A 25,071-nucleotide genomic window follows, 5' to 3' on the forward strand; every position below is an offset into this window, starting at 1 on the left:
CGTATAGGATCGCGGGGCTCGGATGTCCGACGACTCCCTCGATCCCGCGCGCCCGCTCCGCGAGGACGATCGCGACCGCACGCGGCTCGAGGACACGCGCGACGGGATGGATCTCGATCCGGCGGAAGGCCATCCGGGCTTCGCGACCACGGCGCTCGGCGCCGGCGACGTGCGCGACACCCCGCGGATGCCGACGCTCGTCGACGAGGAGCGCGCGGTGGATCCGTGGATCGGCCGCGTGCTCTCGAACGTGTATCGCGTCGAGGGCAAGATCGGCGAGGGCGGGATGGGCGCGGTGTACGCCGTGCGCCACGTGCACCTCGGCAAGCAGTACGCGGTGAAGGTGCTCTCGGCGGGCGTCGCGCAGAACGCGACGGCGGTCGAGCGGCTCAAGCAGGAAGCGATCGCGGCGAGCTCGATCGAGCACGACAACATCGTCGAGGTCATCAGCTTCGATCGCTACGCCGACGGCGCGGTCTTCATCGTGATGGAGTACCTGCGGGGCGAGAGCCTCGCCGAGCGCGTCGCGCGCGGGCCGCTCCCGCTGCACGAAGCGCTCGCGATCGCGCATCAGATCGCGGCAGCGCTCGCGAAGGCGCACCAGCACGACATCGTGCACCGCGACCTGAAGCCCGAGAACGTCTACCTCGCGAAGAAGGGCGACGCGGAGCGCGCGAAGGTGCTCGACTTCGGCATCTCGAAGGTGAAGAGCGCGGACGCCGAGCAAGTGAAGATGACGCGCACCGGCCAGCTGGTCGGGACGCCGCTCTACATGTCGCCCGAGCAGGCGCGCGGAGAGGCGGAGATCGATCGGCGCGTCGACGTCTACGCGCTCGGCGTGATGCTGTACGAGATGCTGACGGGCTCGCCGCCGTTCGAGGGGCGGAACTACTTCGAGCTCCTCTGGAAGCACGGCAACGAGCCGGCGCAGCCGCCGAAGCAGCGGAACCCGAACGTCTTCATCCCCGACGAGGTCGAGGCGGTGGTGCTGCGCGCGCTCGCGAAGAAGCGCGAGGAGCGCTTCCAGACGATGGAGGAGCTCGCGGAGGCGCTGCGGATGGCGGCGCCGGACGTGGCGGTGCCGACCACGGCGTCGTTGCCTCCGCGGAGCGTGAACATCGACGTCGCGCGCGAGGTGAGGCCGAGCCCCGCCGTGACGCTCGACGCGCCGCCGCCGGCGCGCGAGCAGCGCTCCACGGAGTCGATCCCGGCGCCGCCCACGACGCGCGTGCCGATGGCGGCGTGGGTCGGTGGAGCGCTCGTCGCGCTCGCGGCGATCGCGCTCGTCGCGAGCGCGATGGCGGGCGAGCCCGAGGCGCCCCCGCCGACGATCGCGAGCGCGCCGCAGCCCGCGATCACCGAGCCGGAGATCCGCGCGCCCGAGGTCGCCGAGCCGGAGGTCCGCGAGCCCGAGACCGATCCCGCGCGCGTCGCGGAGGTCGCGCTCGACTCGACGCCGACCGGCGCGGAAGTGCGCGTCGGCGAGCGCGTGCTCGGGACGACGCCGCTCTTCGCGGATCTGCCGATCGGTGCACCGCTCACGCTCGTCTTCCACCACGACGGGTACGTCGACGAGGAAGAGGTGCTCGTGCCCGCGGCGGGCGCGCGGGTGTCGGTGAGGCTTCGCCGTCGCGCGATCCGCGGCGGCTCGGGATCGTCGGTCTCTTCGCTTCCCATGAAGACGGAGCTCTGAATGCGTTGGGGGGTTCGGCGGGCGCGCGCGCTCGCCTTCGTCGTCGCGCTCGCGCTGATGGCCGGCGCGCCACGCGCGGTGCACGCCGACGACACGGCCGAGGCGGGGGCGCTCTTCGCGAGCGGCAACCAGCACCTCCAGGCCGCGACGCGATTGCGCGGGGAGCGACGCACGCGCGAGCTCGAAGCCGCGCTCGCCGACTACGTCGCGAGCCTCCGCATCGTGCGGAGCCGCAACGTGCTGTTCAACGCGTCGCTGGCCGCCGAGCTGCTCGAGCGGCGCGAGGACGCGTTCAACTATCTGTTCGAGTACGTCGGCGTCGCGGGGCTGAGCGAGAGTGATCGCGCCGAGGGCACGCGCCGGCTCGACGCGCTGCGGCCGCACGTCGCGGTGCTCGCGATCACGAGCGCGCCGAGCGGCGCCGAGGTGTGGATCGATCGACGCGATCTCGCGGCGCGCGGGCGCACGCCGCTCGAGTACGCGGTGAGCGCGGGCGACCATCGCGTGTGGCTGCGCGCGAGCGGATATCGCGACGCGGAGGTGCAGGTCGCCGCGACCGTGGGCACCACGACGCCGGTGAGCGCGACGCTCGAGGGCGCGCCGGCCTCGGTGCAGGTGCTCGCGCCGCCCGACGTGCGCCTCACGCTCGACGGAGAGCCGATCGCCGCGGGCGCGCACGTCGAGATCGCGCCGGGCACGCACGTCGCGCGGCTCGAGCCGGAGGGCGCGGCGCCGATCGAGCGGCGCTTCGAGGTGCTGCCGGGCGCGGCGCCGATGGTGATCGATCTCGCGACCGCGGCGGCGGGCCTCGCGCGGCGCGAGGGCGCGCTGCTCGTGGTCACCAGCGAGCCCGCGGCGCGCGTGATGGTCGACGGCCTCGTCGTCGGGGGCGGCACGGCGGTGCGCGCGCCGGTGACGAGCGGCGCGCACGAGATCGTCGTCGAGGCCGACGGGCACCTGCCGTACACGACGCGCCACACGTTCGCGACCGGCGATCGCCGCGCGCTCCGGGTGTCGCTCGCGCCGCAACGCGGGGACTCGCTGCTCGCGCCGCGCATCGTGATGGGCGTCGCGGGAGGGCTCTCGACGATCGCGGTGGCGACGACGGCGATCGGCTGGTTCGTCGCGGACGAGCGCTGGGACTCGGCGCACACCGAGGAGAACGCCGACGAGGTCGAGGCGTGGGCGTACGCCGCGTACACCGCGTGGGGCGTCGCGGCGGCGGTGATCGCGACCGAGATCGTGCTGCTGATCGCCGACGGACGGAGCGACGAGGAGTCGGTCGGTGAGCTCGTCGTCGCGCCGGTCCCGGTCGAGGGCGGCGCGGTGTTGAGCGTCGGAGGTCGGCTGTGACGCGCGCCGGGCTCGCGTGCGCCGCGCTCGCGCTCGTCGGGTGCTTGATGCCCGATCGATCGCTGATCGAGCGCGACGCCGGCATGGACGCGCCGGACACGAGCCAGTGGGAGGACGCGGGCGACGCGGGCGAGGATGCCGGCGACGGCGGGTGCCGCACCGACCAGCAGTTCGAGCGCACGTGCGACAACGGCGAGGACGACGACTGCGACGGGCTCGTCGACTGCAACGACTTCGACTGCGGCCGCGAGCTCGAGTGCTGCGGCTCGGGCGGTGAGAGCGTCGTCTCGGAGTTCGCGACCGACTCGCTCGACTGGGTGTCCCTGCCGATCGGCGTGCCTCCGGCGATCCAGCGCGAGACCACCGACGACGTGGTCTCGAGCTTCGGCACCGGCGATCCGCGCGGCCTCCGCTACGTCGAGTGCCTGCCGGTCGATCTCGGGATGTCGATCACCGCGACGCTGCGCGCACCGCGCGGCACCGCGTGCGCCACGCGCGAGGGCTGCGAGTACGCGAGCATCGTGCTCACCGCCGTGCCCGACATGGCGCGCGGCGCGTCGCTGCCCGACGAGCTCTCGGTGCGGGTGTACCGTGATCGCATCGTCGAGGTGCGCCGCGCGGGGCGCGTGATCGACACCGCGCCGCAGTCGTTCGGCATCGACGACGTGAACGTCACGATCGAGCTCTCGCCGGGCGTGTCGGGCGGCGCCGCGTGGATCTTCGCGCGCGTGCTCGTCGCGCAGACCGGCGTCGACACCTGGGACGTGTTCGCCGACAGCGACGACGGTGGACGTCGTGCGCTCATCCCGCGCGAGCACCTCGCCGGCGAGGGCTTCGGATGCGCGGCGGTGCGCGGGCTCTACGTCGCGCTCGAAGGGCGGGGCAACTACGTCGACGTCGACGCGGTGGGCAGCGATCCGTACGAGTGCGCAAACCCGAGTAATTTCCGCACGATCGAAGGCGCGAGCACCGGGCTCGATCACACCGCGCTGCGCGCGGCGGACGCGTGGGCGGCAGGCGGCGTCGGGGCGCCGACGCTCGGCAGCTACTTCGTCGGTGTCGACGACGCGTGGGACGTGTACTTCGACGCGACGAACGTGCCGCGCACGAACGAGCTCTCGGCGCCGGTGCGCTTCGCGATCGGCGGCGCGACGACGAGCGACGACGAGGGCCTCGCGGCGTGGACCTCGCGCGACGCGCTCGGCGCGCCGGTGCTCGGCGTGAGCCCTCCGCAGTGCGTGGGCGCCGCGTGCCCGCCGCTCTCGAGCGTGCGCGAGCCGGCGCTGTACGTGCCGCTCGACGAAGAGACGCGCTCGATCGAGCGCTCGACGCAAGGCTGGCTCGCGGCGGCGCGCGAGCTCGACGGCTCGAACGGGCGGCGCTTCGGCATCGATCTGCACCCGATGGGCCTCAGCCCGTTCTTCGTCGCCGACGATGCGATGCCCGTGCTCCGCCCCGACACCGAGGGCGGCGGATGCACCTCGCTGCGCGACCCGCTGCTGCTCCCCGCGGGGCCGCACCCGACGACGACGTTCTGGCTGCTCTACGGGTGCGAGCGCACCGGCACGCTCCGCGAGATCCGCATGGCGCGCGTCGACGTCGACGGCGGCGTGCGCGCGACGCTGCCGAGCGAGGTCGTGCTCGACGCCGACGACTTCGGCGACATCGCCGCGATCACGCTGCGCGGCGCGGACGGCGCGTCGTGGTTCCCCAACGACGACGAGGACCTCGCGATCCATCGGCTCTGGGTCGTCGCGCGCGATCTCGCGGGACGCACCAGCGTCGCGTTCGCGGAGTCCGCCGCGCCGCGCGACGAGCCGCCGCGCTTCGTGCCCTACGCCGCGAACCCGGTGCTGCGCGCGAGCGATCCCGTGCTCGGTGCGTGCCCCGGGCGCTGCGACATCGAGTCGATCGCCGCCGCGCGCATCGCGAACTCGCCGCAGCGCGTGCGGCTCCTGGTCGGACGAACGATCACCACCGCGACCGAGGTACGACACACGCTCCTGCCGCTCGATCAGGTCTGGCCGCAGTGAGCGAGTCGCTGGCACACAATCTGATGAGCGAGCTCGGGGCGCGTTGCGTGTGCCAGAGTGAGATCGGCGCGCTCCGCTCCCGGGTGATCCGCGATGCAGCACCGCTCCCGTAGCGCCACGATCCTCGGGTTCGCGCTCGCCACCTCGGCGCTGGCGATGCCGCTCGCGCTCGGCTGCGACGACGACACCGACGGCTCGGCGATCGACGTGCCCGACGGCGGTGCAGGTGCCACCGACGCGGGCGGGTGGCCACGGGCGGACGCCGGGGCCGGCACCGACGACGCGGGAGCCCCGGCCTACCCCGGCGAAGACAGCCCGCCCAGCGGCGCGGGGTGCTTCGACTTCGTCGACGGTGACGGCGACGCCGAGCTCGACTGCGACGACCCCGACTGCGCGTCCACGCCCGTGTGTTGCGTCGGTCGATCGTCGGAGTCCTGCTGCCGTCCCGCGACGCCGCGCGTCGTCGCGTTCTCCGAGTGCAGCGGCACGGGGAGCGACGCGCTGCTCGCGTGCGCGCCCGGCGCGACGCTCTTCGGGAGCCCGTCGCCCGAGCTGCGCGACTTCGCGTTCTACCCGAACGGCGGCGATCGCTACGACAGCGGGCTCGTGCTCGGCGGCAGCGTCGACCCGCGGGTGTCACGCCTCTCGATCCTCGCGAGCGTCGAGGCGGAGGACGCGTGCGACGGCTGCCTCGACTCGGTCGCGGTGGGGCTGACGTCGAGCGCGGCGACGCTCGGCACCACGTCGCTGGTCGACGCCGACGTCGCGTTCCTCGTGAGCGCCGCGAGCGGCGAGCTGCGGCTGGTCGTCGGTGGCGCGGTGTCGCGCGCGGTGCCCCTCGCCGACGTGCGGGCGATGCTGGGGGCCGGGCCGCGTGACGCGATCACCTACGAGCTCGCGACGAGCACGAGCGGGCGCGTCGACGTGAGCGCGTCGACGAGCGGTCCGACCGGCCCGTGGACGTCGATCTTCGGCGGCGTGCGCTACGCGCCGCGCGGCCCGGCGCGCGTGATCGCGTGGGGGCGCGCGTCGAACCGCGGGCCGAGCGATCCGCCCCCTGCGCACCTGCGTCGGCTCGAGGTGAGCGAGGGCACCTGCGACGCGCCTGCGTCGCTCGAGCGCGGCAACGACGTGATCCTGCCCGACGCGATCGATCCGTGGTGGTCGAGCGGCGAGCGCACGCGCGCGCCCTCGGTCGTGACCTACGACGATCAGGGCGGCGAGCGTCGCGCGCGGATGGCGTTCCTCTACCAGGGCCGCATCCACGCCGCGGCGGGCATCGACGGCGGCCGGTTCCGCGCGCTCGCGGATCCCGGCGATCCCGAGAGCGCGATGATCGCGCCCGGTGATGCGCCGTGGCTCGCAGCCGTGGCGGATCCCGCGCTCCTGCGCGGCGCCGATCGCCGCTGGCAGCTCTGGTTCACCGCGATCGCCGACGACGGCACGACGTCGATCGCGCGCGCCGTCGGCGGCACGGCGGACTCGCTCGCGATGGGCGCGCCGGAGCGCGTGCTCGCGCCGACGAGCGAGCTCGACACGACTGTCGCGTGGGACTCGCCGTCCGTGATCCGCACCGCGAGCGGTCGCACGCTGCTCGCCGCGCGCCGGCGCGATGCGGACGGCACGAGCGAGGTCGCGCTGTTCGCGGTCGACGAGAGCGGGGCGCCCTTCCCCGCCGACACGACGATCTACGACCCGAGCGCGGGCGAGGTCCGCGAGGACGGCCACGTGGTGCGTCGGGCGACCGGCATCGCGACCGACTTCGACTGCGACGAGGTCGCGGCCCCCGCGCTGATCGAGTACGGCGGCGTGCTGCGCCTCTACTACGCAGGGCGTCGCGGCACGCGCTGGTCGATCGGCGTGATGCTCTCGCAGGACGGCGTGCACTGGCGCGAGGGCAACGACGGGCGCGCGATCCTCGCGGGCTCGGGCGCGGGCTTCGACGCCCTCTCGACCAACGATCCCGCGCCGGTCGTCGACGGCGCGGAGCTGCGCCTCTACTACACGGGGAGCGACGGAGTGCGCGACGCGATCGGGCTCGCACGCCACGCGATCCCCCAGGGAGCCGTGCCGTGAGCGCGCGCGCTGCATCGCTGCTCGTGATCGCGTCGCTCGTGGGATGCACGGCGGCGGGCGCCGACCGCGATCCTCACGGCCCGACCGATGCCAGCGTGATGGCGGGGAACGACGCCGGGCCGGCGCCACCCGAGCACGATGGAGGCTCGGGCACCGACGCGGGGGGTGCGTCTCCCGGTCGTGAAGGCCTCGACAACGCGGCCGAGTGCTTCGACGGCCTCGACAACGACGCGGTCGGCGGGCTCGACTGCGCCGATCCCGGCTGCGGCGCGACCGCCGTGTGCTGCGTCGGAGTCGCGAGCGACGCGTGCTGCAACGCGAGGCTCCCGGGCACCGCGCTCCCGAGCCTCGCTGCGTGCGCGGGCGGTGCCGCATCGGCATGCAGCGCGCTCGCGAGCGCGCGTGTCTTCGGCGGCCCCGAGCCGATCGTCGACGCGGAGGGCGCGCTCGTACCGAACGGCGGTGAGTCGAGCGACAGCGGCATCGTGCTCGAGGGCGAGGTGCACCCGCGCACCGCGCGCGTGACGGTGCGCGCGCGCATCGCCGCGCCGACGAGCTGCGACGGATGCATCGACGCGGTCGCGGTCTCCCTCGCGAACGACGACGCGATCGGGCCCAGCGTGCGCGGCGTGACCGGCCTGCTCGTGAGCGGCTCGCGCGGCGACGTGTCGCTGCTCGTCGGCGGCGCGGTCGCGTGGACGACGCCGCTCCCCGACGACGCGCCGCACGACTACGTGCTCACCGTCGACCCGTCGGGCGTCGTCTCACTGAGCAGCGACATGCCCGGGATCCTCGAAGCGCGCGTCGCCGCTGCGCTGCCCGACGCCGCGCTCCGCGTGGTCGTGCACGGGCGCACCACCAACCGCGGCGCGTCGAGCGAAGCGCCCGCGCGCCTCGTGTCGCTCGCGATCGAGTCGAGCGGCTGCGACATCCCCGACGCGCTCGCGCGCGCGACGAGCCCGCTCGCGCCGAGCGGCAGCGTGCCGTGGGTCTCGGGCAGCGAGCGCGCACCATCGATCGCACGCCCCGAGGACGCGCCGGAGAGCGCGACGCGCCTCGCGTTCGCGGCGGGCGGTGCGATCTGGCTCGCACGTCCCGACGGCGCGGGCGGGTTCGTCCCGCTCGACGGCGGCGCGGTGCTGAGCCCCGACGATCAGCTCCCGTTCGGCCTGCGCGATCCGCACCTCGTCCCGCTGGAGGACCGCTGGCTCCTCCTCGCGACCGCGCTCGACGCGGAGGGACGGCGTCGCGTCGTGCGCATCGAGGGCGGCGCGGACTGGGCGGACACGTTCGATCTCGAGACGATGCGGAACCTCGTCACGCTCCCGATCGTCGATCCGGAGGGCGACGTGGTGGAGCTCGACGGCGCGAGCGCGGTGCGCGCCGGCAGCGCGCTGTACGTCGCGGCGCGCGCGATCCGCGCGAGCGGCGAGAGCGCGATCGTCCTGCTGCGCGCGGGGTCGGAGGCGGACGGCGCGTTCGAGCTCGGCGACGTGTGCGGCACCGGCTGCGGATCGATCGCGGAGGGCGGCACCATCGCGGTGCACTCGGCGCGCGAGGACGATCCGCGCGCGTTCGATCACGACGAGGTCGCGGCGCCGGCGCTCGTGCACCAGGGCGGCGTCTACCGCCTCTACTACGCGGGTCGTCGCGGCACGCGATGGTCGATCGGGCTGCTCGTCTCGATCGACCTGCGCTTCTTCCGCGAGGGCAACGAGGGCGCGCCGGTGCTCACGCCCTCGGGCCAGGGCGCGGATGCGCTGGGCGTGCTCGATCCCGAGCCCTGGATCGACGGCGACACGTTCGTGCTGCTCCACACCGCGAGCGACGGCGTGCGCACCGCGCTGCGCCGCGCGACCCAGCCCGCGCCCGTACGCTGAGCGGATACTTCTCCGCCTGGAGCACAACGCGACGCGACGAAACTGCGCCCGAATCGTTGCTGTACGCAACGTGCACAGCATTCCCGAATCGCTCAGAGTTCGCGAGGATCGAGCGGAGGAGCCATGCGCAAGAAGTACCTGTCGGCCTGCCTGGCCCTCGCGACGCTCGCGGGCTGCGACTGCAGCGGCGACATCGATGGCGATCTCCACGACGGGTCGATCCCCGGGGACACGAGCGAGGACCCGGGGCTCGCAGGCCTCCAGACGCTGCGCCTCGAGCCCGAGGACGCGACGATCACGATCGAGGGCGCCACCCCGGCGACCCAGGCGTACCGCGCGTTCGGCACCTTCGAGGGCGAGACCGGCGAGCGCGAGATCACCGAGCGCGTGACGTTCCGCGCGAGCGGCGTTCCCTACGTCGGCGCGTTCACCGGCGCGACGTTCACGTCGGTCACGACGAACGGCGGGCGCGCGCGCGTCGAGGCGCTCGCGAACGGGCGCCTCGCGGTCGGCGCGCTCCGCGTCGTGCTGCGCACCACGCTCGACGTCCCTCCGAGCAGCGGCGGCCCAGCGCTCCCGACCGATCCCGGCTCGCTCTTCGACGGGCCCGAGGACGCATCGCGCGCGCCGACGCTCGTCTACCCGAACGACGGAGTCGTGCTTCCGCCGAACCTCGGTCGCGTCGAGGTGCACTGGCTGCGCGGCCCCGCGAGCAACACGCTCTTCGAGGTCGCGTTCGCGAACGACGTGACCGACGTGCGCGCGTACGTGCGCTGCGAGCGACCCGCGGGCGTGCGCGACGACGGCTGCATCTGGGAGCCCACCGGCGCGGCGTGGACGCACATCGCGGAGACGAACCGCGGCGGTCTCCCGCTCACTGTGCGGGTGCGCGCGACCGACGACACGGGCAGCGCCGTCGCGGTCTCGAGCGACATCGACCTGCGCTTCGCGCGCGATCCGCTCGCGGGCACCATCTACTACTGGACCACGTCCCCGGGCGCGATCGTCCGCTACGACTTCGGCGCCGCGGCCGGCGAAGCCGAGCTCGTGATGGGCCCCGGCCAGACCGAGAGCGGCAGCTGCGTCGGCTGCCACGCGATCTCGCGCGACGGCACGAAGATCGTCGGCTCGGTCGGCGGTCAGAACCGCGGCGGCGTGCTGATGTACGACCTCGAGACGTACACGCCGCTCTGGAACGAGAGCGCGGGCGACGATCGCGTGCTGCAGTTCTCGTCGTTCTCGCCCGACGGCGCGCAGCTCGCGGCGGTCTACGGCGACGACGATCGCGGCACGATGGGGATGTTCCTCTTCGACGTGCGCTGCGACGGCGCGGGCGGGTGCGGGACGCAGCTCGCGACGATCCCGAACGAGGGCCGCGAGGTGAGCCACCCCGCGTGGTCGCCCGAGAGCGGCAACTGGATCGCGTTCACCGACGTCGGGCAGAGCGGGAGCACGTCGCAGCGCCCGATGCGCGGCGCGATCGCGATGGTCGAGCGCGACGGCACCGGCTGGAGCGCGCCGCGCGTGCTCGTGCCGCGCGTCGACGGGCTCAACCGCTACAACCCGGACTGGTCGCCCGACGAGCTCTTCCTCACGTTCAACGAGAGCACGTGCCCGAGCGGCACCACCGAGCACCGCGACTGCAACGCCGACAGCGATCCGACCGCGAAGGTGTGGGCGGTGCCGCGCGAAGGTGGCTCCCCGGTGCGCATGGATCAGCTGAGCGCGCCGGGCGTGATGGACACGGGCCGCGTCGATCTCAACGACACGTTCCCGCGCATGGCGCCCTTCGCGTTCGTGCTCGACAGCGGCGATCTCGGCGATCGCGAGCTGATGTACGTGAGCTTCGCGTCGACGCGCGCGTACGGCCTGCGCACCGCGCCCGGCGGCAACGACGAGAGCGGCAACCGCGGCACGTACGTGTGGATGGCGGGCGTGCTGCCCGACGCGGTCGCGCGCGGCGACGATCCGAGCTTCCCGGCGTTCGCGCTGCCCTTCCAGGATCTCACGACGTCGAACCACATCGCGGTGTGGACGACCGAGTCGGTGGGCAACCCCGGTCCCGACTGAGACTCCAGCTGCCCTGATCTGCGAAAGCGCAGCGCGGCGCCGTGGATCGCGGTGGTAGTCTCCGCGCCGCCATGGCGAAGAGCACGCTCCGTCCGATCACCGACGTCGCGAAGGATCTCGGCCTCCACGACGACGACGTCATCCCCTACGGGCGCGACAAGGCGAAGATCGATCTCGCCGCGCTCTCGCGCCCGAAGCGCGGCAAGGGCAAGGTCGTGCTCGTCTCGGCGATCACGCCGACGCCCGCCGGCGAAGGCAAGACCACGACGTCGATCGGCCTGACGATGGGCCTGGTGCGCATGGGCCGGAGCGCGGTGTGCGCGCTGCGCGAGCCCTCGCTCGGCCCGGTGTTCGGCGTGAAGGGCGGAGGCACCGGGGGCGGCAAGGCGCAGGTCGTCCCGGCGAACGAGATCAACCTGCACTTCACGGGCGATCTCCACGCGATCACGAGCGCGAACAACCTGCTCGCGGCGCTCGTGGACAACGAGCTCCACTTCGGCGGCAAGCTCGGGATCGATCCGCGGCGCGTCACGTGGCGTCGCGCGATGGACATGAACGATCGCGCGCTGCGCGACGTCGTGATCGGGCTTGGCGGGCGCAACGGCGGCGTGCCGCGCGAGAGCGGGTTCGACATCACCGCGGCGAGCGAGATCATGGCGGTGCTCTGCCTCTCCGAGTCGATGGAGGATCTCCAGCGTCGCCTCGGGCGCATCGTGATCGGGCGCACCTTCGATCAGCGTCCGGTGACGGTCGACGATCTCGAGGCCGCGCCCGCGCTGACCGCGCTGCTCAAGGACGCGCTGCTGCCGAACCTCGCGCAGACGATGGAGGGCAGCCCCGCGCTGGTGCACGGCGGTCCGTTCGCGAACATCGCGCACGGTTGCTCGAGCGTGCTCGCGACGAAGATGGCGATGCACCAGGCGGACATCGTCGTGACCGAGGGCGGCTTCGGCTTCGATCTCGGCGCCGAGAAGTTCCTCGACATCAAGTGCCGCAGCGCGGGCATCTGGCCGAGCGCGGTGGTCGTCGTCGCGACGCTGCGCGCGCTCAAGTTCCACGGCGGCGTCGACCCCAAGGACGCGGGAAAGCCCGACCCGGACGCGCTCGCGCGCGGCATCGCGAACCTCGAGCGCCACCTCGAGACGGCGCGTTTCTTCGGGCTCAAGTCGGTCGTGGCGATCAACGCGTTCGACAACGACTCGGAGAGCGAGATCGCGATGGTCGCGGAGCGCGCGGCCGCGCTCGGCGCGCCGGTCGCGCTGTCGCGCGGGTACACCCAGGGCGGCGCGGGCTCGATGGATCTCGCGGAGAAGGTCGCGGCGGTCGTCGAGCGTGACGAGCCGCTCACGCCGAAGTTCGCGTACGAGCTCGACCTGCCCTACGCGAAGAAGATCGATCTGATCGCGAAGAACGTGTACGGCGCGGACGGCGCGGACCTCGACGCGAGCGCGAAGGCGACGCTCGAGAAGCTCGAGCAGGACGGCTACGGCGGGTTGCCGGTGTGCATCGCGAAGACGCAGCTCTCGGTCTCCGACGATCCCAAGAAGCAGGGCCGCCCCACCGGGTTCCGCGTGACCGTGCGCGAGGTGCGGCTTTCGGCGGGCGCCGGCTTCGTGGTCGCGCTGCTCGGCGACGTGATGACGATGCCGGGCCTGCCCAAGGTGCCGGCTGCGCGCAACGTGCGCATCGAGCCCGACGGCACCGTCCGCGGCCTCATGCAGAACGATTGACCAGGCTCCCTCGCACGAGGGCCTCTTGCACCGCGCTACCGGCGCGACCAGTCTCGAACGACATATGCCGAACGATCAGGACCAGACGCCGCGCAACGACATCAACCCGCGCATCGAGGACCGGCTGCTCGAGAGCCGCACGATCCTGGTGGGCGAGGAGGTCAGCGACCTGCTCTACCGCAAGCTCGCCGCGGCGCTGCTGGTGCTCGAGGAGAAGGATCCGAAGGCGCCGATCAACGTGCTGATCAACTCGCCCGGCGGGTCGGCGGACTCGGGCTTCGCGATGTACGACCTGCTCAAGTTCACGAGCTGCCCGGTGCGCACGATCGCGAACGGGCTCGTCGCGTCGGCGGCGGTGCTCGTGTTCCTCGCGGCGCCGAAGGGCCAGCGCCTCTCGCTCCCGAGCTCGCGCTTCCTGCTGCACCAGCCCTCGACCGTCGCGCGCGGTCAGTCGACCGACATCGACATCGCGGCGCGCCAGATCATCGAGCTGCGCCGTCGCTACAACACGATCGTGAGCGAGTGCACGGGCAAGCCGCTCGACACGGTCGAGCGCGACAGCGAGCGCGACTTCTGGCTCACCGCGCCGAGCGCCAAGGAGTACGGGCTCGTCGACAAGATCATCACGCGTCGCAACGAGCTCGGTTGAGCACCGTCTCGATCGTCGTCGACGCGGCGCACGACGGCGCGACCCTCGCGGCCGTCGTGCGCGAGTCGCTCGGCGCCGCGAGCGGTGAAGCGGTCCCGTGGTCACGCGCACGCGACCTGTGTCGCACGGGGCGCGTGACCGTCGACGGCGCGCTCGCACGCGACGACGCGATGCGCGTGAAGGCCGGCGCGAAGATCGACGTCACGCCGACCGCACCGAAGCGCACCGAGGGCGTGCTCCCGCGCGACGCGGTGCTGCACCTCGACGCCGACGTGATCGTCGTGAACAAGCCCGCGGGCGTGGTGACCGTGCCCTTCGAGCCGGGCGAGCGCGACACGCTCGTCGATCGGGTGCGCGCGCTCGTGACGCGCATCGAGAAGGCGCGGCGCCAGGAGCGCGGCGGAGGCGCGCGCGATCCGATGGTCGGCGTGGTGCAGCGGCTCGACAAGGACACGACGGGCGTGCTCGTGTTCGCGCGCAACATGAGCGCGAAGCGCGCGCTCGAGGACCAGCTGCGCGAGCACAGCGTCGAGCGCCGCTACGTCGCGATCGCGCACGGTGACGTGCCGAGCGCGAAGCACGAGACGATGCTGGTGCAGGATCGCGGCGACGGACTGCGCGGCTCGTGGGGCCGCTTCCGTCGTCACGCGGGTCCGCCGCCCGAGAGCGCGAAGCGCGCGGTCACGTACGTGCGCCGCATCGAAGCGCTCCGGGGCGCGACGCTCGTCGAGTGCCGCCTCGAGACCGGCAAGCAGCACCAGATCCGCATCCACCTGAGCGAGGCGGGCCATCCGCTCGTCGGCGAGCCCGTGTACGTGCGCGATCACGCGGGCCCGCGCATCACCGCGCCGCGCCCGATGCTGCACGCGGCGACGCTCGGCTTCGTGCACCCGCGCAGCGGCGAGACCGTTCGCTTCGAGGCCGCACCGCCGCCCGACTTCGAGGCGTGCCTCACCTCGCTCCGCCAGCGTTGACGGCGCGCGCGTTTCGCTCGATCGTGCGCGACCGGATCGCATGAGCGAAGAGCGTCGAGATCGCGACATCGTCGTCCCCGAGCCGACCGGCACCGCGCGCGCGATCATCCCCGCGGTCTGCTTCCTCTGGCTGCTCGTGATGATCGCGATCCCGCTGCGCTACTACCGAGGCGGCGATCGCTACGACGAGCGCTTCTCGTGGCGCATGTTCTCCGCCGTGCGCGTCGCGCGCTGCCAGATGCGCGTGAGCGAGACGCAGGGCGGGAGCGAGCGTCCGATCCCGCTCGGCGAGGTGCTCCCCGCGCCGTGGATGGCGCTGCTCGAGCGCAACCGCATGCCGGTCGTCGAGTCGTTCCTGCGCTGGCGGTGCGAGACGCGCGAAGGCCTGAGCGCGGTGCGCTTCCACAACGAGTGCACGGATCCCGCGGGCGGCGCGCTGCCGAGCGTCGATCGCACGATCGACTGCGCGAGCGGCGAGCTCGGCGAGGGCGCGCAGTGATGCGTCGCTGGCTCGAGGACTACTGGCTCGCGCCGGTGCCCGCGGTGCGCGGCTGGATCGTGCTGCGCACGTTCATGCTCCTCTTCGCGTTCGACGCGATCGCCGATCACCTGCGCCCTGCGTGGCGCTACGGCACCGCGGGCTTCAACGTCGCGCACGCGCGCGCGCTCGAGCTCCTGCCCGCGCCGACCACCGAGCTCTACGTCGGCGCGATGTTCGTGCTCGCGATCGCGTCGTTCGTCGTCGCGCTCGCACCGCGCGCGCCGCGCGTGCTCATGGGCGTGATCGCGGTCGTGTACTTCTGGAGCTGGTCGTCGTCGATGCACGACAGCTACCAGCACCACTACCTGCTCTCGCTCTTGTTCCTGGCGTTCACGTTCCTGCCGCCGCTCTCGTCGTGGGATCTCTTCGGCGCGCCCGGCGCGCTCGCCGCGACGCCGGTCGACGCCAAGCGCGGCAAGACGAAGCCCGCCGCGACGACGCCGATCCCCGGCCTCCGCGAGCTGACGATCGCCTTCGTCGTCGTGGTGATCGGCGCGGCCGTCCTCTACGCGGCGTGGGCCTCGGGCACGAGCCTCGCGCTCGGCGCGCTCGTGCTCACCGCCGGCATCGGCGCCATGACGTGGACCTGCCATCGCGCGCAGCGCGAAGGCGCGCTCGACGCGGCCCTGCCCCACTCGCTCGTGCCGCGCGCGTCCGCGTGGTCGATGCCGCTCGTGTGGGTCACCGCGGCCGTGGTCTACGCGTACACCGCGGTGTCGAAGACCGAGCCCGAGTGGCGCGACGGCGCCGCGCTCCGCGACATCACCCGCAACGGCGCGCGCATCCCCGAGGCGGTCGACTTCTTCGCGATGTTCGGCATCGAGGGCGACGCGCTCTGGACGTTCCTCGGTCACTCGGTGATCGCGCTCCAGATCGCGTGCGCGCTGGGCTACGCGACGGCCGCGCTGCGCGATCGTGCGAGGGGCCCGCTGCGCGTCGTGCTCGACGCAATCGCCCTCGTCGCGCTCCTGCTCGCGCTGAGCTTCCACCTCGGCGCCGAGTACATGGGCCTGCAAATCGGCTGGTTCAGCTGGTACATGATCCTGCTCGCGATCGCGACGTTCGCGCCGGCTTCGATGCTCTCCGCGGGCGTGATGCTCTTCACGTGGCCGCTGCGCGAGCTGCGCGAGCGACGCGCCGAGGACGCGAGCCCACCCATGGCCGCGGTGCTCGCGCTGATCGCGGGCGCGCTGCTGCTCCCGGTCGGGATGGACGCCGATCTCCCCGGGGCGCTCGGCGCGTGCGTGCTCGTCGGCGTCGCGCTGCTCGGCGCAGGGCTCTACGTCACGCTCCGTCGCGAGCACGCGGCAGAGGTTCGCAACGCCGCGATCGCGGTCGCGCTCGCCGCGCTGATGATCCCGTTCTCGCTGCGCGTGCTCGGCGGTGACGACGAGATCGGGCGCGATGGTCGTCCCGCGCCGCATCACGACGTCCGCTACGACTACTGGCGCTTCGCGGGCGGCGACTTCCGCCGGCGCGGCGAGTGGGCCCTCGCGCTCGACGCGTACGTGCACGCGAACCGCCACGCACCGGCGCGCGAGAACCGCGAGGAGCAAGAGCGCGAGATGCGCGAGCGGGTGCGCACCGAAGGCCCGCGCCGCGAGGAACGATGACGCCCACTCGGCTCGAAGGAGATCGACTCGTCCTGCCCGGCCTCGCGAGCGCGCACTCGCACGCGTTCCAGCGCGCCCTGCGCGCGCGCACCCAGCGACGCGCCGCGACGAGCGGCTCGTTCTGGAGCTGGCGCGGCCTGATGTACGAGCTCGCCGCGCGCGTCACGCCCGACGACGTCTTCGATCTCTCGCGCTTCGCGTTCGTCGAGCTCGCGCGCGCGGGCGTCACCGCGGTCGGCGAGTTCCACTACCTGCACCACGACACGAGCGGCGCGCCGTACGCCGATCGCCTCGCGCTCTCCCACGCGGTGATCCGCGCGGCGCACGAGGCCGGCGTCCGCATCACGCTGCTGCGCGTCGTCTACCAGCGCGCCGGCACGAACCGTCCGCCCGAGGGCGCACAGCACCGCTTCTGCGACGCGCGCCTCGACGACGCGCTCGCCGACGTCGACGCGCTCGCCGCCCACTACGCGAACGATCCGAGGGTGCGCGTCGGCATCGCGCCCCACAGCGTGCGCGCCGTCCCGCGCGAGACCCTGCGCGAGTGCGCCTCGTTCGCCCGCGCTCGCTCGATGCCGCTCCACGCGCACGTCGCGGAGCAGCGCCGCGAGATCCGCGAGTGCCTCGCCGAGCACCGCCGTCGTCCGATCGAGCTCCTCGCCGACGAAGGCGTGCTCGACGCCCGCTTCGTCGCGGTCCACGCGACGCACCTCCGCCCCCACGAGGCGCGCCTGCTCGGCGCGGCGCGCTCGTTCGCGTGCGTGTGCCGCACGACCGAGCGCGATCTCGGCGATGGCCTCGCCGACGTCGCCGCGATGCGCGCGGCCGGCGTGCGCCTGTGCACCGGCGCCGACAGCCACGCGATCAGCGATCCCTTCGAGGAGGCGCGCGCCGTCGAGCTCGACGATCGCACCCGCGCCGAGGCGCGCCACGTCGCGGCCGACGCCGACGATCTGCTCGCCTCGCTGACGAGCGAGGGATACGCGTCGATCGGGTGGGACGGCGCGGAGCGCGACGACGAGGTCCAGCTCGACCTGACCGACCCCGCGCTCGTCGGCGCGGGCACCAGCGCCGACGCGGTGATCTGGGGCGCATCGCCGCGCTGCGTGCGCGAGGTCCGGGTCGCGGGCCGAACGATCGTCGCGGACGGCCGGCACGTCGCGGAAGCGGAGGCGCGCGCCGGCTACGTGCGTGCCCTCGCGCGGCTGGGGCTTTCGTGATCCCTCGAAGGGGTTGACCGCGAAACCGATACGACTATGCTCTGCGCCCTTCTGGAGTCGTCATGCGGGACCTGATCAAGCTCACCTGCGAACAGTGCGGTCGCGCGAACTACCACACGTCCAAGAACAAGCGGACGATGCCGGAGAAGTTCGTCATCAAGAAGTTCTGCGCCGCGTGCCGCACCCACAAGCCGCACAAGGAAGGCAAGATCTCGAAGGGCTGAGCGCCCCGAGATCGCCTGTCCGTGCCTCGAGCGGGCTCCATCACGGAGCTCGCTCGTTTGCGTTCCGTCAGCCTTCGTTGTCGTGCTCGCTCGCGCTCTCTTCGGTCGCCGGCGCGACCTCGCCTTCGACGTTCTCCGCGTCCGCCGGACGCTCGATGTCCCAGCGGAGATCGACCGTCCCTCGCGCGCTCGCGAAGCGCAGCAGCACGTGATCTGCGTCCGGCGGGATCGTCGGCGTGCCGTCGGTGTGCTGCGCCGGGAACGCCACCCGGTACGTGTGGCGCTGCCGCGAGATCGACGGGAAGTACACGCGCTGATCCGCCGAAGGCCGCGCGATCGGCGTGAGCTCGACCGGCTCCACCTGACGCCCGGTCGGGTCGACGAGCAGCACGCGCCAGTCGCTCTCGCGCCCCTGCAGCTCGGTCTCGCGCCACCGCGGCGATGCGATCGTGAAGAAGAACCGATGGCGCAGCCGCGCGTCCTCGAGCGACTCCTCGAGCAGACGCGTGCGCTCCTCGGTCGAGAACGAGTGATCGGCCGCGTAGCGCACCACGTACGCCCAGCGGAACTCCCACGACTCGAAGGTCGCGGTGATGTGCGCGATCTCCGAGAGCCGACCGAACTCGAACTCGTCGGACGCGCGGGTCCAGCGCCCGTACACGCCGCCGTAGTCGCTCGCCGTGTACGCACGCGTCGACTCGCGCATCGGCACGCGCGCGCTGCCGCACCCTGCGAGGACGAGCGCGATCAGCGCCGAGGCGAGGAGAACGCGCATCCCGCCGGATCTTACCGCGTCACGCGGGGATGAAGTCGTGGCGCGTGAAGAGCGACGTGAGGTGCACGCCCGCCGCGCGCACGTTCTCGGCGCCGCCCTCGAGACGATCGACGATCGCCACCACGCCCGCGACGGTGAGGCCACGCTCGCGCAGCCGCTCGATCGCGCGCAGCGTCGATCCACCGGTCGTCACCACGTCCTCGACGACCACGACCGGATCGTTCGGCTGCATCCCGACGTCGCCCTCGAGCTGACGCTGGCTGCCGTGATCCTTCGCCTGCTTGCGCACGTAGATCGCGTCGAGACCCACGCCGCGCTCGGTGCGCACGTCGCGCTGGAACGACACGAGCGCCACCGCCGACGCGAGCGGACATCCGCCGAGCTCCACGCCCGCGACCGCGACCGGATGCGTCGGCAGCGCGAGCGCCGCCTCGAGCATCAGCTCGCCGATCAGCACGTGCCCCTCCGCGAGCAGCACCGCCTGCTTGCAGTCGATGAAGAAGTCGCTCTCGCGACCCGACGCGAGCACGACCTTCTTCCGAGCGAAGCAGCGCGTGCGCAGCAGCTCGAGCAAGCGCTCGCGCGTCCCCGTGGGGGCCAGGTGCTTCGCGGTCACGACGCCATCCCTCCGTCCTTGCGGCGCGCGCGCTGACGACCGACACCCGGGATGACCGGCTCGGGCGGGCGGCGCTCGCGCGGGCGCGTGATCGTCGCGTCCGCGTCCGGCGCAGGCGGCGCGGCGGACTCGGTGCGACGCACGAAACGACCCGTCGTGCGCGTCTCGAGCTCCTCGTCGCGCGACGCGCGCGGCTCGACGAGCACGCCCGTCGGCGCCCGCGGCGCGATGCCCGCAGCCGCCGCGATCGAGGGCGCAGCGGTCGGCGCGCTCACCGCGCCCGGCGTCGAGCGACGCTCGATCGCCGGCACCTGCCCCGCGCTCGAGCGACGCGCCGCCTGCGCGCCCGTCATCGTGATGCGACCACGGAGCAGCGCGCCCTCGACCACCGACACGCGCTCGGCGCGCGCATCACCGATCATCCGCGCGCCCGACTCCAGCCGGATCGTCTCCTCCGCGACGGCCGGCCCGGTGAGCGTTCCGCGCAGCACGACCGCGCGCGCCTTCACCTCGCCGCGCACCACGCCGGTCGCTTCGATCGTCAGGTGACCGTCGATCGCGATCGGGCCCTCGATCGTCCCGGCGACCACCAGATCGCCCTGCCCGCGGATCTCGCCCGCGAGCCTCATCCCTTCGGGCAGCACCGAGCCTCGGCTCATCGACGCGCCTCTTCGTCTTCTTCGAGGTCGAAGTCCATCTCGATCCCACCGTGGAGCGCCGCGCCGTCGTCGATCGCGATCCGTCGCGCCCGCACGTCGCCCTGCACGCGTCCTCCGGCGCGGATCGCCACGGTGTCGCCAGCGAGCACGTCGCCGTGCACCTCGCCCGCCACCTCGATGCTGCGCGCGCGCAGCGGACCGACGAGCGTGCCGTCGGGACCGACTGCGACGTCGCCCTCCAGATCGAGCTCGCCCTCCAGGACACCCTCGACCCGCAGGTCACCCTTGCCATCGAGACGGCCCCGCACCACGAGTTGGGGGCCGATCACGCCCTCGGCGGAACGGCTGCTCATTGCGACGCGGCAGACTACTCGACGACGTCGCGTTCCGCGAGGCGGATCCGGAGCTCCGGTCCGCCGTGCTACGACCACGGCCTGCTCCGTGCAGTCACGACGACTGCGGACCTGAACGGCGCCTCCACGGCGCGCGAAACGAGCGACACGCATGGCGGTCTCCTCCGACTCCGAGCAGCGTCCGATCCGGTCGCTGGACGACCTGCTCGAGCCCTTCCACCACGCGTGCAAACCCCGCGAGGCCTGGCGCATCGGCACCGAGGCCGAGAAGCACGGAGTCGTCCTCCCCGATCTCACACCGATCCCGTTCGAGGGCGATCGCGGCATCGCCGAGGTGCTGCGGCGCCTCGCGAACGACGCGGGCTGGGAGCTCGTCTGCGAGGGCGCGACCTGCATCCAGCTCCAGCGCGGCGACGCGTCGATCACGCTCGAGCCGGGCGCGCAGCTCGAGCTCTCGGGCGCGCCGCTGGCGACGATCCACGAGACCGCGCGCGAGCACGACGAGCACCTGCGCGAGGTGCACGCGATCGGCGAGGCGCTCGGCCTCTCGTGGATGGGCCTCGGGTTCCATCCGTTCGCGCGCCGCGAGGACCTGCCGTGGGTCCCGAAGCTCCGTTACCCGATCATGCGCGAGTACCTGCCGACGCGCGGTCGCCTCGCGCTCGACATGATGCTGCGCACCTGCACCGTGCAGGCGAACATGGACTACGCGAGCGAGGCGGACGCGATGCGCAAGCTGCGCGCGTCGCTTCGCGTGCAGCCGATCGCGTCGGCGATGTTCGCGAACAGCCCGTTCCTCGAGGGCCGCATCACCGGCGAGCGCAGCCGTCGCGTCGCGGTGTGGCTCGAGGTCGATCCCGATCGCTCGGGGCTCCTGCCGTTCGCGTGGGACGAGGGCGCGACGTTCCGCGACTACGTCGAGTGGGCGCTCGACGTCCCGATGTTCCTCGTGAAGCACGAGGGCCGTCTGATCCGCAACACCGGGCAGACGTTCCGCGCGTTCTGGCAGGACGGGTTCGAGGGCGCGCGCCCGAACATGGGCGACTGGCTCACGCACCTGAACACGCTGTTCCCCGAGGTGCGGCTCAAGAAGACGATCGAGACGCGCGGCGCGGACTCGCAGCGCGCCGAGCTCGTCCCCGCCCTCGCGGCGCTCTGGAAGGGCCTGCTCTACGACGACGGCGCGCTCGCTGCGACGGAGTCGCTCGGCGGACGCTGGACGCACGACGAGATCGAAGCGGTGCGCCCGGCGATCGCGCGCGACGGACTGCGCGCGAAGGTCGCGGGCCGCGAGGTCGGCGAGTGGGCGTCGGAGCTCCTGGGCATCGCGGAGCGCGGCCTGCGCGCGCAGCGCGCGCTCGACGAGCAGGGACGCGACGAGACGATCCACCTCGCGCCGCTGCGCGCGCTCATCGAGCGCGGCATGACGCCCGCGGACGCGCTGCTCGCGCAGATCGATCCGAAGGCGCCGCTCGCACCGCAGGTCGTCGCGCTGACGAAGCTCTGAGCGCGTCAGCGCACGCGCAGGAGCGAGACGCCGCCGCGGTCGTGGCGCGCGTGGATCAGACGCGCATCGCGCACCGGGACGTCGAGCGTGAGCTCGACGCGCTCGCCCTCCGCGACCTGCACGACCTCGTCGGGCGCGCGCCACGCGCCCGCGGTGCGCCGTCCGACCCAGAGCAGCGCGTGCGATCGTCCATCGCCATCGACGACACGCAGCTCGGGATCGAGCACGCCGGGAACCGCGGGCAGGGTCCATCCGCCGCGTCCCGCGACGACCTCGACGATCGCGACGCACGGCACGCGCGCGGCCCACGCCGGCAGCGCCGCGATCTCGCGGTGGGCGCGCCCCGCGTCCACGCCGCAGCGCAGCGCGAGGACGCGCGCCTGCCGTCCTTCGCCGAGCTCGACCGGCGTGGCCGGGTCCGGCAGCGTGCTCGTCGCGCGGTCCATCTCGGCGTGCGCCGCATCGCTCCACGCGCGCTCGAAGCGCTCGGCATGATCGATCCGGTCGCGCAGCCTCGCGTCGCTCCAGTCGAGCCACGCCGCGGCCTCGCTCGCAGCGGCGAGCACCTCCATCGCCTCGCGCTCCGGATAGCCCAGGTCGTGCAGGCTCACGTCGGGTCGCACGTCTTCCGCGCGCGACAACATGCGATCGAAGCGCGCGAGCGCGGCGCGGGGCTCGGGCGCGCTCACCGCGCGACACTCGAGCGTCGCGCGCCGCATCGAGACCACGAACGGCGTGATGCCCGCGAACTGCGTCGAGCCCTCGCCGATCACGTCGTCGTCGAGGACGTCCTCGTCGATGAGCCGCATCCACACGCGATCGCGGGGCGCGAGGCGCGCCACCGGGAACGAGAACACGCCCGCAGGGCGTCCTTCCGGGGTCGCGCGCATCGCACCGCCCGCGATGCGCACACGCAGCTGGATCTCGGGCCCGCCGAAGATGCCGTCCCAGTCGTCGTGACCGGGCGTCATCATGGTCCGGCAGATCACGAGCGCTCCTTCGAGCGCGCCGGACTCGTGCGGCGGCGCGGACTCGAACCACGAGAGCGCGTCACGCACCTGCGGCACCGGCCCGCGAGCCAGCACGTCCCAGGTCTCGCGCGAGAGCCGTGGCTCGAGGATCCCGGGAGCCGGCTCGGGGACGAAGTCGATCGGCGCGTCGCTCACGACGACGGGCGCCGGGGCCGGCTCGACCGGCGCGACCGCCACCACTGGACCTGCGTCCTGCCCTTCGACCGCGGGCGTCGCGCCGAAGCAGCAGCCCCCGAGGATCACGAGCATCAGCCAGAGCGCGTACACGACGTTCACGAACGAGCGGAGCACCAGGCGGAGCATGCCCGCCTCCAGCGCAACGGACGCGCCATGACGCGCACGGCACGCAACTCCGCGGAACCACACGACTGACGCGCCACGACGCGAACCGCGCGACGCGCCCTCGGCCGTGAACCGCAGGCACGCATCCGACAGCGATGTCATCACGCACGCGTACCGCGTGGTCGAGGTCGGAACCTGCCCGCGGCGCTGACGCAGACGATCGCGTGACCAGGACACCTGGTCACATCGCTCGCGCGGCGGCTCAGCGCACCGTGATCGCCGCGTAGTGGCGGCCCGCGCGCAGCACGTGCCGTCCCGCCTCGAGCACGGCCTTCGTGTCCTTCACGCGCTGCTCGTCGACGTCGACGGCGCCCTGCTCGATCTTCCGCCGCGCGTCGCTGTTGCTGCTCGCGAGCTTCGCGATCACCAGCGCCTGCACCAGCGCGAGCGGCGCGCCCGCGCTCTCGTGCTCCGGCATCGAGTCCGGCACCTGGCGCTGGCTGAACTGCTTGTCCCACGCGGCGTGCACGCGCTCCGCGTCCGCCTGCGAGTGGAACCGCGCGACGAGCTCCTTCGCGAGCGTCATCTTCGCGTCGCGCGGGTTCATCCGGCCGCTCGCGCAGTCGCTCCGGCGCGCCGCGATCGTCTCCGTCGACTCCGCCGAGAGCAGCTCGTAGTAGCGCCACATCAGCTCGTCGCCGACGCTCATGAGCTTGCCGAGCATCTCCTCGGGCGCCTCGCTCACGCCGACGTAGTTGTCGAGCGACTTGCTCATCTTGTCGCCGACGATGCGCCCGTCCTCGAAGCGCGCGTTGATGCCCTCGAGGATCGGCGTCGTCATGACGATCTGCGGGCGCTGGCCGTACTCCTTCATCAGGTCGCGACCGACCATCAGGTTGAAGAGCTGATCGGTCCCGCCGAGCTCGACGTCCGCCTGGAGGTGCACCGAGTCGTACGCCTGCGCGAGCGGGTACAGCAGCTCGTGGAGCGAGATGCTCGACTCGTTCTCCCAGCGCGTCTTGAAGTCCTGGCGCTCCATCATCCGCGCGAGCGTGTACTTGCCCGCGAGGCGGATGACGTCGGCGAACGTCATGGGCCCGAGCCAGCTCGAGTTGTACTCGATGCGCGTCTTGGCCTGGTCGAGCACCTTGAACGCCTGCTCGGCGTAGGTCTTCGCGCCGTGCTCGATCTCCTCGCGCGTGAGCGGCGGGCGCGTCTTGTTCTTCCCGCTCGGGTCGCCGATCGCCGCGGTGAAGTCGCCGACGACGAAGATGACCTCGTGCCCCAGCTCCTGGAACTGGCGCATCTTCGTCATCAGGACCGTGTGCCCGAGGTGCAGGTCGGGGCGCGTGGGATCGAAGCCCGCCTTGATCTTCAGCGGCCGCCCGGTGCGCACCGACTCCTCGAGGCGCGCCTTCAGGTCGGCTTCGGAGACGAGATCGACGCTGCCGCGCACGAGCACGCGCAGCTGTTCTTCCGCGGAGAGGGTCGCCACGGCGCGTGGCTTACGTGAGGGTGCGCCGCCCGTCGAGTTGTTCGCGGCGGGAACAGCCGTCCACGTTCGCGTCGACGCCCGACGTGATCGTGGTCGTCGACGTGGTCGTGGTCGTGGTCGGCTGTTTCGCTCGCGACCACGACCACGTTCACGACCACGACCACGTTCGCGTCGACGCCCACGTGATCGTGGTCGTCGACGTGGTCGTGGTCGTGGTCGGCTGTTTCGCTCGCGACCACGACCGCGCTCACGACCACGACCACGTTCGCGTCGACGCCCACGTGATCGTGGTCGTGG

At 72.9% G+C, this 25,071-nt stretch carries 21 protein-coding genes; 14 read left to right on the forward strand and 7 right to left on the reverse strand.

Translation table 11 applies throughout. The features are described 5' to 3' along the window. Positions 1-22 precede the first annotated feature (22 nt). From DB32_RS25665 to rpmG, 13 genes are all read left to right on the forward strand, one after another. Positions 23-1,693 (forward strand): serine/threonine-protein kinase, encoded by a 1,671-nt coding sequence (locus DB32_RS25665; RefSeq protein WP_053235276.1) that lies wholly within the window; start codon positions 23-25, stop codon positions 1,691-1,693. Further along, positions 1,694-3,046 carry a PEGA domain-containing protein gene (locus DB32_RS25670; protein ID WP_053235277.1) on the forward strand — a complete coding sequence of 451 codons (1,353 nt, stop codon included), beginning with the start codon at positions 1,694-1,696 and terminating at the stop codon, positions 3,044-3,046. It abuts the gene before it with no gap. Next, positions 3,043-5,079, forward strand: a complete 2,037-nt coding sequence (locus DB32_RS25675; RefSeq protein ID WP_053235278.1) for a hypothetical protein — start codon at positions 3,043-3,045, stop codon at positions 5,077-5,079. Before DB32_RS25670 ends, DB32_RS25675 begins: the two co-directional genes overlap by 4 nt. Positions 5,080-5,172: 93 nt before the next feature. Beyond that, positions 5,173-7,155 carry a glycoside hydrolase family protein gene (locus tag DB32_RS25680; protein WP_053235279.1) on the forward strand — a complete coding sequence of 661 codons (1,983 nt, stop codon included), beginning with the start codon at positions 5,173-5,175 and terminating at the stop codon, positions 7,153-7,155. After that, positions 7,152-9,035, forward strand: a complete 1,884-nt coding sequence (locus tag DB32_RS25685) for a hypothetical protein (RefSeq protein WP_053235280.1) — start codon at positions 7,152-7,154, stop codon at positions 9,033-9,035. The genes DB32_RS25680 and DB32_RS25685 overlap by 4 nt, the downstream gene beginning before the upstream one ends. 123 nt (positions 9,036-9,158) lie before the next feature. Further along, positions 9,159-11,105 (forward strand): TolB family protein, encoded by a 1,947-nt coding sequence (locus DB32_RS25690; protein ID WP_053235281.1) that lies wholly within the window; start codon positions 9,159-9,161, stop codon positions 11,103-11,105. Positions 11,106-11,176: 71 nt separating this feature from the next. Continuing rightward, positions 11,177-12,835, forward strand: a complete 1,659-nt coding sequence (locus tag DB32_RS25695) for a formate--tetrahydrofolate ligase (protein ID WP_053235282.1) — start codon at positions 11,177-11,179, stop codon at positions 12,833-12,835. 64 nt (positions 12,836-12,899) lie between these two features. Next, positions 12,900-13,484 carry a ClpP family protease gene (locus tag DB32_RS25700; protein WP_053235283.1) on the forward strand — a complete coding sequence of 195 codons (585 nt, stop codon included), beginning with the start codon at positions 12,900-12,902 and terminating at the stop codon, positions 13,482-13,484. After that, on the forward strand, positions 13,481-14,458 hold the full coding sequence (locus DB32_RS25705; protein ID WP_053235284.1) for an RluA family pseudouridine synthase: 978 nt from the start codon (positions 13,481-13,483) through the stop codon (positions 14,456-14,458). Before DB32_RS25700 ends, DB32_RS25705 begins: the two co-directional genes overlap by 4 nt. Positions 14,459-14,498: 40 nt before the next feature. Next, on the forward strand, positions 14,499-14,957 hold the full coding sequence (locus tag DB32_RS25710) for a hypothetical protein (protein WP_053235285.1): 459 nt from the start codon (positions 14,499-14,501) through the stop codon (positions 14,955-14,957). Continuing rightward, the gene (locus DB32_RS25715) at positions 14,957-16,612 is read left to right on the forward strand and encodes an HTTM domain-containing protein (protein ID WP_053235286.1); all 1,656 of its coding nucleotides are present in this window, start codon (positions 14,957-14,959) and stop codon (positions 16,610-16,612) included. Before DB32_RS25710 ends, DB32_RS25715 begins: the two co-directional genes overlap by 1 nt. Then, complete coding sequence (locus tag DB32_RS25720) at positions 16,609-17,832, forward strand: formimidoylglutamate deiminase (protein WP_053235287.1); 1,224 nt, start codon at positions 16,609-16,611, stop codon at positions 17,830-17,832. The genes DB32_RS25715 and DB32_RS25720 overlap by 4 nt, the downstream gene beginning before the upstream one ends. A 62-nt stretch (positions 17,833-17,894) precedes the next feature. Beyond that, the gene (gene rpmG / locus DB32_RS25725) at positions 17,895-18,056 is read left to right on the forward strand and encodes a 50S ribosomal protein L33 (RefSeq protein WP_053235288.1); all 162 of its coding nucleotides are present in this window, start codon (positions 17,895-17,897) and stop codon (positions 18,054-18,056) included. Between the two features lie 67 nt (positions 18,057-18,123). Here the strand turns inward: rpmG and DB32_RS25730 are convergent, their stop codons facing one another. Genes DB32_RS25730 through DB32_RS48520 form a run of 4 tightly spaced genes read right to left on the reverse strand, consistent with a single transcriptional unit; the run spans position 18,124 to position 20,459 of the window. After that, positions 18,124-18,831 (reverse strand): hypothetical protein, encoded by a 708-nt coding sequence (locus tag DB32_RS25730; protein WP_053235289.1) that lies wholly within the window; start codon positions 18,829-18,831, stop codon positions 18,124-18,126. Positions 18,832-18,850: 19 nt separating this feature from the next. Then, complete coding sequence (gene pyrE, locus DB32_RS25735; RefSeq protein ID WP_240481254.1) at positions 18,851-19,447, reverse strand: orotate phosphoribosyltransferase; 597 nt, start codon at positions 19,445-19,447, stop codon at positions 18,851-18,853. Beyond that, positions 19,444-20,106, reverse strand: a complete 663-nt coding sequence (locus DB32_RS25740) for a bactofilin family protein (RefSeq protein ID WP_053235290.1) — start codon at positions 20,104-20,106, stop codon at positions 19,444-19,446. The genes pyrE and DB32_RS25740 overlap by 4 nt, the downstream gene beginning before the upstream one ends. Beyond that, positions 20,103-20,459, reverse strand: a complete 357-nt coding sequence (locus tag DB32_RS48520; RefSeq protein WP_053235291.1) for a bactofilin family protein — start codon at positions 20,457-20,459, stop codon at positions 20,103-20,105. The genes DB32_RS25740 and DB32_RS48520 overlap by 4 nt, the downstream gene beginning before the upstream one ends. Before the next feature lie 151 nt (positions 20,460-20,610). On the opposite strand from DB32_RS48520, the gene DB32_RS25750 reads away from it, so the two are divergent. After that, the gene (locus DB32_RS25750) at positions 20,611-21,966 is read left to right on the forward strand and encodes a glutamate--cysteine ligase (RefSeq protein WP_053235292.1); all 1,356 of its coding nucleotides are present in this window, start codon (positions 20,611-20,613) and stop codon (positions 21,964-21,966) included. Positions 21,967-21,971: 5 nt separating this feature from the next. On the opposite strand, the gene DB32_RS25755 is transcribed toward DB32_RS25750, so the two are convergent. From DB32_RS25755 to DB32_RS48525, 3 genes are all read right to left on the reverse strand, one after another. Beyond that, positions 21,972-23,300 (reverse strand): hypothetical protein, encoded by a 1,329-nt coding sequence (locus DB32_RS25755; protein ID WP_053235293.1) that lies wholly within the window; start codon positions 23,298-23,300, stop codon positions 21,972-21,974. A gap of 241 nt (positions 23,301-23,541) precedes the next feature. Continuing rightward, positions 23,542-24,774, reverse strand: coding sequence for a tyrosine--tRNA ligase (tyrS, locus tag DB32_RS25760; protein ID WP_053235294.1), 1,233 nt, complete (start codon positions 24,772-24,774; stop codon positions 23,542-23,544). Then, the gene (locus DB32_RS48525) at positions 24,696-25,055 is read right to left on the reverse strand and encodes a hypothetical protein (protein ID WP_169791553.1); all 360 of its coding nucleotides are present in this window, start codon (positions 25,053-25,055) and stop codon (positions 24,696-24,698) included. Before DB32_RS48525 ends, tyrS begins: the two co-directional genes overlap by 79 nt. Between the last annotated feature and the right edge of the window lie 16 nt (positions 25,056-25,071).

The sequence above is a fragment of the Sandaracinus amylolyticus genome (assembly GCF_000737325.1).
GTDB lineage: Bacteria > Myxococcota_A > Polyangia > Polyangiales > Sandaracinaceae > Sandaracinus > Sandaracinus amylolyticus.

Excerpts from the sequence above, each read along its gene's own strand:
- DB32_RS25715 (WP_053235286.1), top strand. The coding sequence starts at position 14,957 with ATGCGTCGCTGGCTCGAGGACTACTGGCTCGCGCCGGTGCCCGCGGTG.
- DB32_RS48520 (WP_053235291.1), bottom strand. The coding sequence starts at position 20,459 with ATGAGCAGCCGTTCCGCCGAGGGCGTGATCGGCCCCCAACTCGTGGTG.
- DB32_RS25755 (WP_053235293.1), bottom strand. The coding sequence starts at position 23,300 with ATGCTCCGCCTGGTGCTCCGCTCGTTCGTGAACGTCGTGTACGCGCTC.
- DB32_RS25665 (WP_053235276.1), top strand. The coding sequence starts at position 23 with ATGTCCGACGACTCCCTCGATCCCGCGCGCCCGCTCCGCGAGGACGAT.
- DB32_RS25720 (WP_053235287.1), top strand. The coding sequence starts at position 16,609 with ATGACGCCCACTCGGCTCGAAGGAGATCGACTCGTCCTGCCCGGCCTC.
- DB32_RS25750 (WP_053235292.1), top strand. The coding sequence starts at position 20,611 with ATGGCGGTCTCCTCCGACTCCGAGCAGCGTCCGATCCGGTCGCTGGAC.
- DB32_RS25680 (WP_053235279.1), top strand. The coding sequence starts at position 5,173 with ATGCAGCACCGCTCCCGTAGCGCCACGATCCTCGGGTTCGCGCTCGCC.
- DB32_RS25730 (WP_053235289.1), bottom strand. The coding sequence starts at position 18,831 with ATGCGCGTTCTCCTCGCCTCGGCGCTGATCGCGCTCGTCCTCGCAGGG.
- DB32_RS25710 (WP_053235285.1), top strand. The coding sequence starts at position 14,499 with ATGAGCGAAGAGCGTCGAGATCGCGACATCGTCGTCCCCGAGCCGACC.
- DB32_RS25690 (WP_053235281.1), top strand. The coding sequence starts at position 9,159 with ATGCGCAAGAAGTACCTGTCGGCCTGCCTGGCCCTCGCGACGCTCGCG.
- rpmG (WP_053235288.1), top strand. The coding sequence starts at position 17,895 with ATGCGGGACCTGATCAAGCTCACCTGCGAACAGTGCGGTCGCGCGAAC.
- DB32_RS25700 (WP_053235283.1), top strand. The coding sequence starts at position 12,900 with ATGCCGAACGATCAGGACCAGACGCCGCGCAACGACATCAACCCGCGC.
- DB32_RS25670 (WP_053235277.1), top strand. The coding sequence starts at position 1,694 with ATGCGTTGGGGGGTTCGGCGGGCGCGCGCGCTCGCCTTCGTCGTCGCG.
- DB32_RS25740 (WP_053235290.1), bottom strand. The coding sequence starts at position 20,106 with ATGAGCCGAGGCTCGGTGCTGCCCGAAGGGATGAGGCTCGCGGGCGAG.
- DB32_RS25695 (WP_053235282.1), top strand. The coding sequence starts at position 11,177 with ATGGCGAAGAGCACGCTCCGTCCGATCACCGACGTCGCGAAGGATCTC.